A 13802-nucleotide genomic window follows, 5' to 3' on the forward strand; every position below is an offset into this window, starting at 1 on the left:
AAATTCGGCGCTCGATCAGCCGCTCTCCACCTCGAGACCGTCGTAGGCGAGTTCGACGTGCGGCGGCAGCGCGGCTGCGTCGCGCGCGTGTTTGATCTCGTGCGAAATGTGCGTTAGATAAGTGCGCCGCGGCTTGAGCTCCTCGATCAATGCGAGCGCTTGTTCGACGTTCAAGTGAGTCGGATGCGTGCGAAAGCGCAAACAGCCAAGCACGAGCACATCCAGGTCGCGGAGCGCGGCTGCCGTCTCCGGCGGCATTTCGCTCAAGTCCGTGACGTAAGCGAGATCGTTGAAACGAAAGGCGAGCACCGGCAACCGACCGTGAATCACGCGCAAAGGGAGCACGTGCAATTCGGGGCTGAAGTCGAACGGCGCGCCCGCTTCGATCACGTGCGGCACGATCTGTGGCAGTCCGCCGCCAAAGTGCGACGGCTCGAAGACGTACTGGAAGATACGTCTGATGTTGCGCCAAGAATGTTCGCTGGCGAAGACCGCAAGCGCGCCGTGACGGAAATTAAGCGGGCGTACATCGTCGAGGCCGAAGATGTGATCGGCGTGCGTGTGCGTGATCAACACCGCATCCAAGCGTGTGATGCGGTAGCGCAACGCCTGTTGACGGAAATCGGGCGAAGTGTCAACGAGCAGCCTCTTTCCAGCGTGTTCGATCAGCACGGAGACGCGCAGTCGTTTATCGCGCGGGTCGGCGGAAACGCACGTCTCACAGTCGCAACCGATTGCGGGAACGCCCGTTGACGTTCCCGTGCCGAGGAAGGTCAGCTTCATCGTGCAGCCCGCCGCGTCGCCAAGAAGACCGCTTCTTTACCTGCCAGTGATGTCGCTCCCTGAAAATCCACCGCCGCGCTTCGGTCCAGCAGCCGAGCGTCGGCCACCGCTCGACAGGGCGACATATTGCATGCGCAGTTGCGCGAGTACGTCTTCGAGCACTTGTCGTTCTTGCAAACTGAGTCGCCCTTGCGTCTTGCGTTGCAGCGTTCCGAGCAGATCAATGCAGTGTTTAGCTAACTGTAGGTCTATGCCCTGCGAGATTCCGGACGGGTCCAGGCCCAACGCCGCTGCTGCTGGCGAAGCGATGAACATCACGAGTTCGATGAAGTCGCGCGGATCGCCCGTCGGCACGCTCTCTTGCCGCCCCTCATCTTGCGCTTCGGCTCGTTTCTCCTCGGCGGGCGCAGTCTGCGGTTGGCTCGGCTCCTCCAACTGCACGCCCTCCCGCAATGTGCCATCGGGATTGAAGATGCGCCGATCGGTCACCTTGAAAGTCGGGCGTTCTCCGTCTTGCTCCTTGAGCTCGTCTGCCATCTCTATGCCAATCCTTCCGTTTTCGGCTGAATCAAACGGAAAGGTGAATGGTAGCACCAAGGTTTACGTTGCCGCAAGAATCGCTCGCGCGCAACAGACCGCGAAGACGCCTTCAAGCGCGCGGCGATGAACAAACGGATGGGTTGAAGATCCCGTCGGACAGCGAAACGGCGGGAGCCTCATCGTTGACCGACCTTCGGCTCAAAGGGCAGATTTGCGCGACTCGAGTTCAATCTCGTACAATCCAACCCGATGTCGCCCGCTTCCTTCGCCGATCTCGTTCAACTCATGGCGCGTTTACGCTCGCCGCAAGGTTGCCCGTGGGACCGCGAGCAAACGTACGGGACGCTCGCACCGATGCTGCTTGAAGAGGCTTACGAAGCCTTCGAAGCCGTCGAAGAGGCTGAAAAGGGGCGCCCGCTCAAACTGCGCGACGAGCTTGGGGACCTGCTCTTTCAAATCGTCTTCTACGCGCAAGTGGCGCGCGAACGTCGGGATTTCACCATCGAAGAAGTCATCGCCGCGATTTACGACAAAATGGTCCGGCGTCACCCGCACGTCTTCGGCGACATGCAGGCACGCGACGCAGCAGAAGTGTTGCGCAATTGGGAGGCGATCAAGGCCGAGGAAAAACGCGCGCGCGGCGATGCCGATGAGTCGGCGTCGATTCTCGATGGCGTCCCGCGCAAAGCGCCGGCGCTCATGGAAGCGCATCAAATTTCGGTCAAGGCGGCGCGCGTCGGCTTCGACTGGAAGAACCTCGATGATGTCTTCGCAAAGCTACACGAGGAGCTTGAAGAGCTGCGCGAGGCGATCAAATCTTGCGCACAGCAGCCCAGTGAGCGCGTGCGCGAAGAGATCGGCGATGTGCTCTTTGCGCTCGTGCAGATCGCGCGCCATTTGGACGTCGAACCGGAGACGGCGCTCAAACGAACCAACCAAAAGTTTCGTCAACGCTTTCGCCACATCGAAGAAGAGTTGAAGCGTCGCGAGCGCGACCTAAACCAAGCAACTGTCGAGGAGATGGAAGAGATCTGGCAGCAGGCCAAAAGCGCCGAGGGACCGGAATAGCTCGCGCAGTCGCGCCTTTGACGATCTACGAGGGAACCGACAAAAAAGCCGAGACAGGTCGCATCATCATCAGCGGTTGCGGCAAATCGCGGTCGGGTAGCGCGCCGCAAGCACCCGTTCATCTCAACCGCCCGATCCGAAATTTTCCGTCGCTAGCGTCGAACAACAGAGAGGTGAGCCAAGCAGGTTCATCTCAAGCGCCCGATCCGAAATTTTCCGTCGCCCCGTTGTCCATCTCTTCGTCGCATCGTCTGCAATCTAGTTCGTAGCCGAGGCGCGAAACGCGCCCCTCTTCGGTTAAAACCCATGGTCGTGAAACGAGAGGCGGGCGGTGACGCAAATGTTGCCGGTGGCCGCAGTCGAGCACGGCGCGCCAATCGCCTTCTTCATCCAGTTCGAAACCGATGATTCGGCGCTTCATCGCGCTTTCCCCGGTTCCCAGACTCTGCTCCCTCGCACGCCACGCCTCATCAAAACGTAACGACAGGCGAACGGTTGAGAGAATTCGGCACGAGCCAACTCAGATCTTGGCGAGCCATTGACCAGACCGTTCTCGAACGCCCCGCGCTGCTTGCAACGCGAGTCGATCAAACTTTGACCCACAACGCGACGACGACGATTCCCAGCGCGATCTTCAGGAGGTCGCACCCAACATAGATGCGATGTAGGCGTCCGACTTGCGTGTAGCGCGCGTCATCCGGACGCCGATTGACCAAATCCAACCCTCGGGCAAGCTGTGACATTCGCGGGCGAAGCCAGAAAAACTGAAACAGCACTACGAGCCACATCAACGCGACCAGTCCGAAAGCGACGCGCTCGTTGGCGCCAACATCGGTCCGCAGCACCAGAAGCGCTGTGGCCGCTAGGATCAACGCGCCGGAGCATAGTTCCAATGAGTTGAGCGCGGCGAAAACTCTTCTGCCGATGGCAACTGACTGGTTGCGATCTATCTCCGGCACGCGAAACCTGATCGGCGCCTCCAGAAAATCGATCACCGCAAGCCCGCCCAACCATGCTATCAAGGCAAGATCACGCAGAAAGACTAGAAACCATTCGATCATCGCCCGCTGCTCCATCGAGAACCGAAGTCCACGCGCCAAACGCGAAAAGGCCCGAAGATCATAAAACAGTCCGCCGTCGCGCGCGAAGCGAAAATGCATACCGACCAACGGCGGCAGAAGGCGGTCCTCGCCGCGAACGACGAGAAGACCTAGTGCCTTTTGCATCCCTTAGCTTCGATGGCAAAACGACCTTGCGAGCTTTTTTGTCCTATCAAACACACACTCCAAATTTTGCGTCCCTTAGCTTCGATGGCAAAGCGACCTTGCGCGTTCAAGCCGCGGGCAGTGCCCCCCGGCCTCGGCGTTGAAGAGGAGAGTCGCGCTTCAACGTGTTCGAGAGGGAAACCTCGACGAAGATGATCGAGCGACAGCTCCAAAGCGCGACCGCGGGTCTTGGTGCGCCGAGACCAAAGCGGCGCCAGCGTTTTGAACGCGAGATCGGACCGATGATCTTCGCCGGTATTAATCGCGGCGCACGAGCGTGACCAACAGCGCGAGGCTCTCTTGGCCTGGGTTTCTCGGCGCAAATGTGCTCGCGCCATCGACACAAGCGACCTCACCGACTTCTAGCACGTGCTTTTCGCCATCGAGCTCCAATTCAGCGCGCCCGCGCAGAGGTTGAAGCAATACGTCCCAACCATCATGACGATGTGACGGCACATCCGCTCCCGGAGGGAGCGTCAACAGCAGCACGCGCACGCGCCCGCAGCGTAACACCTCGGCGACGCGCAACCTCCCCTCTTCGCCTTGCTCCAACTCGTTCAGCTTGATCCGCTGCATCACCAGCTCCTTTACGAAAAAGCTTCTTTCGTCTCGGATGAAACGAAGCCCAATCATCTTTCGCACGAAGCATGGCGCGCAGTGACCTAAATCACGCAGGGCGCGGCGCGACTTGAAGATGAACGGCGCGGTGGAGGATCATATTGCTTGACGATGACGGACAAGCTCGAAGCCTTGCGACGGACGAAACTCTTCAGCGACTTGCCACAAGATGCGCTGCGCGATCTGGCCGAACACGCGGTGGAGCGTCGCTTGCGGCGGGGCGAGACGCTTTTCGTCGCTGGCGAAGAGGCGCGCGGCTTGTACGTCATCGTGCGAGGCGCCATTCGCGCTTACCGAGAAAGCTTGAGCGGACGCGAGCAGACCGTTCACGTCGAGCGCGCCGGAAGCACCATCGCCGAGGTTCCCGTCTTCGACGACGGCCCGCACCCGTCGAATGCGGTCGCCGAAGAAGATACGCTCGTCCTCTTCATCGATAAGCGCGACGTCAAGAAACTCTGCCGCGAACATCCGTGCATCGCCTTGGGCGCGCTCAAAGCGATGGCGGGCAGACTTCGCCACACAGCGGCGTTGATCGAACGTTTGAGTTTGCGCGGAGTGGACCAGCGGCTGGCCGCCTTCTTGCTCGAAGAAGCTGAGCGGTACGGGGTGAGAACTGCACGCGGACTCAGCGTCGAACTCCGCCTGACCAATCAAGAGATCGCCGCGCGCATCGGAACCGTGCGCGAAGTCGTCTCGCGCGCTCTCGCGCGGCTGCAACGCGAAAGCTTGATCGAACTCAAAGGGCGACGTCTGACCGTGCTGGACGAACGAGGACTGGCTTTGCGCGCCGAGTCGTTCATCGTACGCCAAGCGTGAACGGGCGACTCGGTTTGAATTCTGAACCACGGCGATCAGAAAGAGACGCACGACTCGCTTGGCGAGCGATGCGGTCGAAGGTTCAAAAGCGAGGAGAAAGATCATGTCGGAAAAGATGCGCGCCATGATGCTGGACCATCCAGCGCCTGTTGAAAGACGTCCTCTGCGCGCAGCCGAAGTGGACCTGCCTGTGCTTGGAGCGGGTGAGGTGCTCGTGCGGGTCTCCGCCTGCGCTATCTGCCGCACGGATCTTCACATCGTCGAAGGCGAACTCCCTCTTCGGCGCGCACCCATCATCCCCGGCCACCAGATCGTCGGGCGTGTGGAGCGCGCCGCAGCACCCTTAACGCCCGGCGCACGCGTCGGCATCGCATGGTTGCACCGGACGTGTGGCCGATGCCGCTTCTGCCTCTCGGGGCGCGAAAACCTTTGCGATGCTGCCGAGTTCACCGGCTGGACCGTTAACGGCGGATACGCCGAGCTAACTGTCGCTCCGGCGTCATTCGTCTATCCGCTGCCGGAAGGGTTCACCGATCTCGAAGCGGCGCCGCTGCTTTGTGCTGGCATCATCGGTTACCGCGCGCTGCGCGCGACCGAACTGGACCGGCGAGGCGGATGGCGCGGCGCGCGTTTGGGGATCTACGGCTTCGGCGCGGCGGGACATATCTGCATTCAAATTGCACGCGCGCGAGGGGCTGAGGTCTATGTCATGACGCGCGATCGGGAACGCCACCAGAAACTGGCCGCTGAACTCGGCGCCACATGGACCGGTGGCGTCATGGACCAGCCGCCGGTTAAGCTCGATGCGGCGATTATCTTCGCGCCCGCCGGCGAACTCATCCCCGTTGCCTTGCGCGCGCTGGATAAGGGCGGGACGCTCGTGCTCGGTGGTATACACATGAGCCCTACGCCCCCGCTGGAATACTCGTTGCTCTATGGTGAGCGGCGCATCGTCAGCGTCGCCAACAACACGCGCGACGACGGACGCCAATTCCTCGCCGAAGCCGCCACGGTGCCCGTCCGCACACACGCGCAGACTTTTCCCTTAGACCACGCTAACGAAGCTCTGCTCGCGCTCAAAAACGATGCTATCCGCGGCGCCGGAGTGCTCGTCATGCAATGAGGCACCGCCGTGCGCCCCGCAACACCGTTCCGCCGCAACCGACAAACGAGTCCCCTGCTCGAACTGCACCTCAAGCTCGAGCACAGGGCGCGAAGACTGGACCATTCAACGTGCGTGTGGTTATGCTCTTCAGCGTCTTCTGCTAAAGACTTTGCGAGGAGAAACCGTGCACATGAACGCTGCCCACTGGCACTTGCTGCTCAATCATCTTCCCGTCCTCGGCACCCTCTTCTCCGCGATCCTGTTGGCCGTCGCCATCTTCTTGAAGAACGCGCAATTTCAGAGGGTCTCCCTCGTCTTTCTGCTCTGCTGTGCGCTGGCGGCGATCCCCGTTTATCTGACGGGGAACGCGGCGGAAGGGATCGTCGAAAAGCTTCCTGAAGCGTCAGAAGAGATCATCGAAGCGCACGAAAGGATGGGGACGATCACGTTGATCGTCATGCAACTTCTCGCGTTCGCCTCCGTTGCCGTGCTCTTCGCTTGGCGCAAGGCGCCCGAACCTTCGCCTCGCGCGGCGCTCGCCGTGCTGCTTTTCGCGTTGATCTGCACCGCGCTCGCCGGTTATACAGCCAATCTCGGCGGGCAGGTGCGCCATACGGAGATACGTCCGACCGCATCGCGTTAGTCGTCCCAACGCGCGTCGACTTGAAAGTCTTCGTGGCCACTGCAAGGCGTCCCCGGCCTATAGCCGAACCAGCGACGCCGCAGTCACTTGGCCGCGCGGCCACCATGCGCGCTCACTCCTCCCAAGGGAGCCAAGGTTTGCCAAAGTGGCCGTAGTTGGTCGTTTGACGGTAAATCGGACGTAGCAGATCGAGCCGTTCGATGATCGCGGCGGGGCGAAAGTCGAAGCGCGCGACGAATTCCGCGGCGGCGTCTTCGTCGCCCGTGCCGAAGGTTTCGACCTTGACCGAAACCGGATGCGCCACGCCGATCATGTACGCGACTTGGATTTCGGCCCTGCTCGCCAACCCCTGTTTGATCAACTGTCGCGCGATCCAGCGGCAGAAGTAGGCACCGCTTCGGTCCACCTTGGAAGGATCTTTGCCGGAGAAAGCCCCACCGCCATGTCGCCCCATGCCGCCATACGTATCGACGATGATCTTGCGCCCCGTCACGCCGCAATCGACCGATGGGCCACCTTGCACGAAGCTGCCGGTCGGGTTGACGTTGAATCTTATGCGCGCGTGAAACCACTCTCCGAGCGCGCGCGGCGCGAGATCGCCGACGACGTAGTGGCGTATCTCGTCTTGTGTAACCCACGCCGCATGTTGCGTCGAGATGACGACATCCGTCACCTCTTTCGGCTCTCCGGCTTCGTAAAGCACTGTGACCTGCGTCTTGCCATCGGGACGCAACCATGAAGGATGCCCGCGATGTCGGTCTTCGGCCAGCGTGCGCGCCAGTCTGTGCGCGAGCACGATCGGCAGCGGCATCAGCTCCGGCGTCTCATCCGTAGCGTAGCCGAACATGATGCCTTGGTCGCCAGCCCCTTGCTCGCCAGCCAAGTTCTTCTGTGGATCGACGCCTTGATCTATCTCCGCCGCCTGCTTGCTGATCAACTGCAGGACGCGCAGCCCCATGGCGTTGAACGGTTCGCCTTCGTCCGTATAGCCGATGTCACCGACGGCGCGGCGCACGACCGCTTCGTGATCCACCTCGCCCGCCGAACTGATCTCGCCAGCGAGCACCACTGTGCCGCCTTTGCACAACGTCTCGCAAGCGACGCGACTTTGTGGATCCCGCTCCAAATACGCATCCAGAATCGAATCCGAGACGTAGTCGCAAACCTTATCGGGATGCCCCTCGGCGACCGATTCGGAGGTGAACAGCCAAGCCCTCTTCATGACCGTCCTCGGTTTCGTTGAAGTTTTGGATTTGAGCGCAAATCATAGATCAACACTCAAACCGGAGGAAATATCACGCGACGAATGATAGATCAGCCTCCGAACTGGAGGGAATTTCACGAACATGGAGATCCCTTTGGTCGTCACAGCACGAAGCGGTTTTGAGAAGATCCCGCGTGGTGAAACGAAAAGCGCGCCGCTCGGCTCGCGTTGATCGAAAGAGTCTCTCCGACGCTCCCATCGAGACTCACCAGCGAGGTCGCGCCTTCTGTAGTCCTTCAATCCGCGTCTTGATTGCCTGTTGCGTTCGCTGTGCCTCTTCCCGATCTTTGTAGCGACGACGCGGCCAAAAGAAGCCGCGCAAACCGTCGCCGCGCCGCCGCGGCACGAGATGGACGTGAAGATGCGGAACGCTTTGGCTAACGCGATTGTTGATGGCGAGGAAGAGTCCTTCGGCGGCGAGCGCTTCTTCGATGGCGCGCGCAAGCAACTGCGCGCGCTCGAAGAGCGGCCCCAGCAGGCCGGGCGGAAGATCGAGCAGCGTTCGGTAGTGCTCCCTTGGAATCAGAAGACAGTGCCCCGGAAAAAGCGGACGGTGATCTAGAAAAGCGAGCGTCATTTCGTCCTCGAAGACGATCTCAGCCTCTTTTCGTCCCGCAACGATCTGGCAAAAGATGCAACTGTTTTCCGCTCTCATGAATGGCGCTCGAAATCTTCAAGATGCGCTCCGTCTCGTGCCGCCTTCGATCCGCAACGTCCGAATCGTTGAGTTCCTAAAGGGCAAGGCCCGCCCCGGTTGATCCAGCCGAAGCGATGCGCTCTTTGCGCACCACTTCCACCGAACACGGCGCGCGCGAGGCGACGACCGAAGCGACGCTTCCGAGCGACGACCTTTCGCGCGTGCGCAACCCACGCGCGCCGACAAAGACGCTGTCCGCTTGCCACTTCTCCGCTTCTTCGACCAACGCTCGTTTGGCGCTGCCGCGCCGCACGATCACGGTCGGCGACCAACCGCGTCCGGCAAACAATGGTTCGATCAGCGCCGCTAGTTGTGCGCGCGCCTGTTCGACGGCTCGTTCATCGTCGCGCGCAATCCAACGCAGCGCGAAGGATTCGCCCAGAGAGAGCGCGCCATCGATGGCGCTCAAGACACGTATCTCGGTGCCTTCCGGCCAAGCGCGCGCTGCCGCCATCTCAAGCGCGGCTTGCGACGACGGCGAGCCATCCACACCAACGATGATGCGAAGCGTATCTTCGGCAGGGCGCAGCGCACGCCGCGCGATGCGCACCGAACATCGCGCCTCATACAAGACCTTCTGCGAAACGCTCCCGAGCACAAACCGTTCGATGGCCGTTCGGCCGTGCGAACCGACGACGATCAAGTCCGGTTCCCACTCATCGGCTTTTTTGACGAGCGCCCACGCGGGCGAATCGCCCACGGCCTCCGTCGCGACCTTCCATTCCGGAAACCTCGAACGCAGCCTCTCGCTCGCGCGAGCGGCGAGTTCGCGCGCTTCGCGCAACGCGCGGCGCGCATGTTCGCGCGCGCGCTCGATTCCTAGAACGTCGCTATCCGAAGTCGTTTCATCTTCCGGCCAGAGCCAGACGTCAGCCACCGTCATCACCACCGCTTCGACATCGGTCGGCAATCCGGCCCGCTGCAAATCCTCCAAGGCTGCCTCGGAACATTCCGAACCATCGTACCCGATCAAGATCCTCATCTTCGTCTCCTCGAATAACGTTCTTATGATCGGCCCGATGCTTGCGCGCCAAGCGCGGGCGAACGGCGGCGCGCCGACTTCAAGAAGCGACCCTGTGCCGCTTCTGCGTCGCGTACATCTGGCGTATCTCTTCGACGGTGGTTGCGTCCTCGGGCGACTTATCCTCGCGCACGCCGCCGACCACGCGCGGGAAACGGAGCGCCAGACCGACGCCGCTCTCATCTTGAGCGCAAGTGTGCACGGGCGAGCGCGTGATCTCGTCGGCCAGCACCGCGACCACATAGCGCGGCTCGACCCAAACGTCCGGCACGAGACGTGAGTCAACGCGCGCCGGCTTTCCCTTCACCGCGATGCGGTCGAGCTTCTCGCGCAGTTCAATCCACTCTTGCTCCGAAAGGCCGCTTCCCACTTTGGCGATGGTGCGAAACAGATCCGCTTCGCGATCATAAACGGCGGTCAACAAAGCGCCGATACCAAATCGCGCGCGAGCTCCGCGCCCGCGCAAGTAGCCGACGATGACGACATCAACCGTATCTTCGAGTCGCCCGCGGTAGGCGCGTTTGAGCTTGATCCAATTGAAATTTCGCGCTCCGGCGATGTATGGCGCGTCGAGCTTTTTGGCGATCACGCCCTCCATGCCGCGCGCGACTTGATCATCGAAGAAACGTTGAAACTCTTCGACGCTCGCCGTCACGATCCGTTCCACGTGCTGAATCCTTCCGGCTGCCGCGACGACCTCGCGCATCTTTTCGTGCCGGGTTTCGTAAGGGAGCGGGGTGAAATCCTTGCCATCAGCGTAAAGCAGATCGAAGACGACGAGCGTCAACGGGAAGGCGCGCGCCATCTCTTCAACGCCGTGCTTGCGTTTGCGCTTCACCGTCACCTGAAACGGATGGACTTCGCCCGTCGCTTCGTCCACGGCGACAGCCTCGCCTTCGATGATCGCCTTGCGCGCCGCAATCTGCTTTCTGGTCGCCTCGGCGATGTCAGGGAACATGGCCGTCGTCCGTTCCAGGTTGCGCGAGAAGATCTCCACCTCATCGCCGTTTAAGTGGACCTGACAGCGAAACCCGTCGAGCTTGGCCTCCACCGCGCATCGCCCCAGTCGCGCGATGATCTGCTCGGCGCTCGGCAACCTTTCCGCCAGCATCATGCGCACGGGATTGCCGACCCGCACGCGAAAGCGCGCCAGCGCCTCTAATCCCTTTTCGCGCATGGTCCGCAGCACCAAGCCGAGATCGGAGCAGAGGTTGTAAGCGCGCTCGATCAGCGCGCGCGCCCTCTTGCTGTCGGGAAATTGTCGCGCGACCGCTTCCATGATGGTCGGGGGCCCGATCCCCAAACGCATTCGCCCGAGCGCGAAACGGACGAGGTAACGCGCGCCGCGCGGCGAAGCGCGGCGGAGCAGTTCGGCCAACAGATGTACCTTCTTCTCGACGCTTCCCGCGCCGCTCGTGCGCGCGATGTCGAGCAATCTACGGTAGGCGTCTGCGATCTCCAACGCGCTTCGGCGCGCCGGGAGCAGCTCTTCGGCAACAGCGCCGAGGTCGCCCAGCTTCTTGTATCGAGCTGTGACCTCTTGCTCTCCCACTTCAGCGGCAAACGCGATGGCTCGCGCAACCAACCTTTCGCCCATGCCGATCTCGACGCCCGTAAAAGCCGGAAGCAATCGGCCTTCGCAAAGATAAGCGAGCTCTGCCGTTTCCTCGGGCGTTGCGCGCGCGAACAACTCACCGAGCAGGTCGTACATGCGCAAACGCTCGGTGGTTGCCTCTAGCTTCTCGAAAAAATCGGCTAGCTGATCGAATCTCATCCCGCAAACTGGACCAGCAATTGAATCGGTCGAATGGCTTCTCCGAGTTCGACCGGCGCGCAACCCGATCTCCGTTCCGGCTGCCGTGACCGAACTTAAACGCGGCGCCGAATGGCGCGCTCTGCAACGCACTAGCGCGGAAATCGGCCGAGGTCATCCCCCCTCGCTGCGCGTCGCGTTGGCCTTAGCCGAGCGGAAAAGGCACGCCGCATCGCGCGCTTCACGCGCGATCTCGGGTGCCCCATCTTTTTACGCAGCGACGCGACGGATGAGCGAATCACGAAATACCGCTTCACGCGCGATCTCGATTCGGCTCTTCATCCGCTCAGTCTCCTGCGTCCGACGCGGTTACGACTCTTCACGTTTGATCTCGATCCGATTCTTCACCCTTCATGCGCGCGACCGGCTGAAGCCTTGGTTCTCCTCAAGGGCGATCTCGGCTCGATTCTCCGGACAGATCTTCGCGCGCCTCTTCGAGCAAGGCGCGAACCTCATCGTCGCTCATCTGCGAAAAGTCCTCGTACCACTGGCCCACTCCATTGAAAGGCTCCGGCATCATCACGGCGACGCACTCGACGCCCATCTCGCGCTGAAAACTCTCGCACGTGGCAGGCGCGGCGACCGGAACGGCGACGATGATCTCCTTCGGATGCAGGCGTCCAAGCGCCGCCACCGCCGCGCGCATGCTCGCTCCCGTCGCCAGACCGTCATCGACAAGGATCACCGTTCGCCCGGCGACGCGCAACGGCGGAGCCGCGCCGCGATAAAGCCGCTCGCGCCTTTCGAGTTCGCGCAGTTCGCGTAACGTTACGGCATCGACCACCTCGGGCGGAATCCCGAGGTAGGTGATTACGTCTTCGTTGAGGACGCGAACGCCGCCCGAAGCGATCGCGCCCATGGCCAGCTCCTCTTGACCCGGAACGCCGAGCTTGCGCACGACGAAGACATCAAGCGGCGCGCCGAGCGCGCGCGCGACCTCACGACCAACAGGCACGCCGCCGCGCGGCAGAGCGAGCACGACGAGATCAGGTCGCCCCGCATACGGCGCAAGCCTTTCCGCCAACAGGCGCCCAGCCTCTTTTCGATCGCGGAACCGCATCAAAATCATCTTCGCCACCCGCTTTCAGATGCAGTGAAGCTCAAACGATCGTCGGAAAGGCTTGAGTTTGCGCACCGCCCCGCAGGCTCGAGAAGATGCCGCCCGAGGTGAGCTATAAACTCTCAGTATCTTCGCAATCTGGGCAACGGAAAGGGATGTCAAGGCCCATTTTCGCCGCTTCGCGCGCACGCGCGATAGAAGCGGCATCGACGTAGAACTTCTGCCCGCAGATCGGGCAGAGGAGTTCATAGCGGTTCTCGGTCGTCGGGCTCATGGTCGGCCCCCTCTCCGGCTGGCGGTCGGCATCCAATTCTGATCTGAGTTTGGGCATGACGATTCCCCCTTCGGTTTTCGACGGCTCGCGTCCTCGGGAAAAGGCTCTCGCTCTAGCGCCCGTCAACATGATAGGCCATTTCCGGCACGCGACCAAGTTCGAGCGACGCATGGCCTCTTTGGTCCTCGCGGAAGCGACCGCTGGCCTCGCATCGAGCGAGCATGTTGGCGCGTGACTTCTGTGTTATCATCGGCTTTTACGATTCTCTGAACGCACAAGCAACCGATGCTCTACCTCTCGCAAATTCTGGGTCGTCCCATACGCGATCGCGAAGGCGAGCGCGTGGCGACGATCAAGGACGTGATCGTGCGCCTTGGCGAAGACCACCCGCCGGTGACTGGGCTGGTGGCGCGCTACCGACGGCGCAACTTCTTCCTACCACGTGCGCATCTTGCCGAACTCAACCAACAAGGGGCGCGCTTGACCAAAGATGTGCTCGACCTGCGCCCGTTTGCGCGACGCGAAGGCGAGGTGTTGCTAGCGCGCGACGTGCTCGACAAGCAGTTGATCGACGTTCACGGCAAGCGCGTCGTGCGCGTCAACGACGTCCTGCTGCTCGATGTCGGCGGCGAATGGCGCGTCACCGGCGTCGATGTCAGTTTGCAAGGGCTGCTCCGACGGCTCGCGCCCGCTGGATTGGTCGCCACTAAACGCCCGGTGGAGGTCATCGACTGGGCCGACGTCGGGTACCTAGCGACCGATGCGGCGACGGTCCAACTGATACCCTTTCATGCTGATTCCTTAAACACAGGCCACCAGTGGAAGAGGGTATGCC

Annotated in this window: 16 protein-coding genes; 5 read left to right on the top strand and 11 right to left on the bottom strand. The window is 61.5% G+C overall.

Annotated elements, in window-relative coordinates:
• Nucleotides 1-15: 15 nt before the first annotated feature.
• Both C4334_RS10355 and C4334_RS10360 read right to left on the bottom strand, forming a co-directional pair.
• Complete coding sequence (locus C4334_RS10355; RefSeq protein ID WP_352432013.1) at nt 16-783, bottom strand: MBL fold metallo-hydrolase; 768 nt, start codon at nt 781-783, stop codon at nt 16-18.
• A gap of 36 nt (nt 784-819) precedes the next feature.
• Nucleotides 820-1320, bottom strand: a complete 501-nt coding sequence (locus tag C4334_RS10360; RefSeq protein WP_352432014.1) for a DUF1844 domain-containing protein — start codon at nt 1318-1320, stop codon at nt 820-822.
• A gap of 252 nt (nt 1321-1572) precedes the next feature.
• On the opposite strand from C4334_RS10360, the gene mazG reads away from it, so the two are divergent.
• Entirely contained in the window at nt 1573-2391 is an 819-nt protein-coding gene (gene mazG, locus C4334_RS10365) for a nucleoside triphosphate pyrophosphohydrolase (RefSeq protein ID WP_352432015.1), read from the top strand.
• 193 nt (nt 2392-2584) lie between these two features.
• On the opposite strand, the gene C4334_RS10370 is transcribed toward mazG, so the two are convergent.
• The 3 genes from C4334_RS10370 to C4334_RS10380 form a co-directional block, all read right to left on the bottom strand.
• Nucleotides 2585-2812 carry a DUF3565 domain-containing protein gene (locus C4334_RS10370; RefSeq protein WP_352432016.1) on the bottom strand — a complete coding sequence of 76 codons (228 nt, stop codon included), beginning with the start codon at nt 2810-2812 and terminating at the stop codon, nt 2585-2587.
• A gap of 166 nt (nt 2813-2978) precedes the next feature.
• Nucleotides 2979-3617 carry a DUF4149 domain-containing protein gene (locus C4334_RS10375; protein ID WP_352432017.1) on the bottom strand — a complete coding sequence of 213 codons (639 nt, stop codon included), beginning with the start codon at nt 3615-3617 and terminating at the stop codon, nt 2979-2981.
• Nucleotides 3618-3914: 297 nt separating this feature from the next.
• Entirely contained in the window at nt 3915-4232 is a 318-nt protein-coding gene (locus tag C4334_RS10380) for a cupin domain-containing protein (protein WP_352432026.1), read from the bottom strand.
• A gap of 153 nt (nt 4233-4385) precedes the next feature.
• On the opposite strand from C4334_RS10380, the gene C4334_RS10385 reads away from it, so the two are divergent.
• The 3 genes from C4334_RS10385 (at nt 4386) to C4334_RS10395 (ending at nt 6838) form a co-directional block, all read left to right on the top strand.
• Nucleotides 4386-5090: a Crp/Fnr family transcriptional regulator gene (locus C4334_RS10385; RefSeq protein WP_352432018.1), complete on the top strand. Its 705-nt coding sequence runs from the start codon at nt 4386-4388 to the stop codon at nt 5088-5090.
• A gap of 115 nt (nt 5091-5205) precedes the next feature.
• A complete protein-coding gene (locus C4334_RS10390) occupies nt 5206-6213 on the top strand; it encodes a zinc-dependent alcohol dehydrogenase family protein (RefSeq protein WP_352432027.1) in 1008 nt (335 codons plus the stop codon).
• A gap of 172 nt (nt 6214-6385) precedes the next feature.
• Nucleotides 6386-6838: a DUF2231 domain-containing protein gene (locus C4334_RS10395; RefSeq protein ID WP_352432019.1), complete on the top strand. Its 453-nt coding sequence runs from the start codon at nt 6386-6388 to the stop codon at nt 6836-6838.
• A 112-nt stretch (nt 6839-6950) separates the two neighbouring features.
• Here C4334_RS10395 and metK read toward each other — a convergent pair whose 3' ends face one another.
• The 6 genes from metK to C4334_RS10425 all read right to left on the bottom strand — a co-directional run bounded on the left by metK (nt 6951) and on the right by C4334_RS10425 (nt 13024).
• A complete protein-coding gene (gene metK, locus C4334_RS10400) occupies nt 6951-8060 on the bottom strand; it encodes a methionine adenosyltransferase (RefSeq protein WP_352432020.1) in 1110 nt (369 codons plus the stop codon).
• 247 nt (nt 8061-8307) lie between these two features.
• Nucleotides 8308-8757, bottom strand: a complete 450-nt coding sequence (locus tag C4334_RS10405) for an HIT family protein (RefSeq protein WP_352432021.1) — start codon at nt 8755-8757, stop codon at nt 8308-8310.
• A gap of 76 nt (nt 8758-8833) precedes the next feature.
• Nucleotides 8834-9781 (bottom strand): universal stress protein, encoded by a 948-nt coding sequence (locus tag C4334_RS10410; protein WP_352432022.1) that lies wholly within the window; start codon nt 9779-9781, stop codon nt 8834-8836.
• Nucleotides 9782-9860: 79 nt separating this feature from the next.
• Nucleotides 9861-11594 carry an ATP-dependent DNA ligase gene (locus C4334_RS10415; RefSeq protein ID WP_352432023.1) on the bottom strand — a complete coding sequence of 578 codons (1734 nt, stop codon included), beginning with the start codon at nt 11592-11594 and terminating at the stop codon, nt 9861-9863.
• 424 nt (nt 11595-12018) lie between these two features.
• Nucleotides 12019-12702, bottom strand: coding sequence for a phosphoribosyltransferase (locus C4334_RS10420; RefSeq protein ID WP_502943435.1), 684 nt, complete (start codon nt 12700-12702; stop codon nt 12019-12021).
• 103 nt (nt 12703-12805) lie between these two features.
• A complete protein-coding gene (locus C4334_RS10425; RefSeq protein ID WP_352432024.1) occupies nt 12806-13024 on the bottom strand; it encodes a hypothetical protein in 219 nt (72 codons plus the stop codon).
• A gap of 228 nt (nt 13025-13252) precedes the next feature.
• Here C4334_RS10425 and C4334_RS10430 point away from each other — a divergent pair.
• The coding region (locus tag C4334_RS10430) for a PRC-barrel domain-containing protein (RefSeq protein ID WP_352432025.1) at nt 13253-13802 on the top strand (550 nt) is incomplete at its 3' end.

Source organism: Pyrinomonas sp. (assembly GCF_040289685.1).
Taxonomy (GTDB): Bacteria; Acidobacteriota; Blastocatellia; order Pyrinomonadales; family Pyrinomonadaceae; genus Pyrinomonas.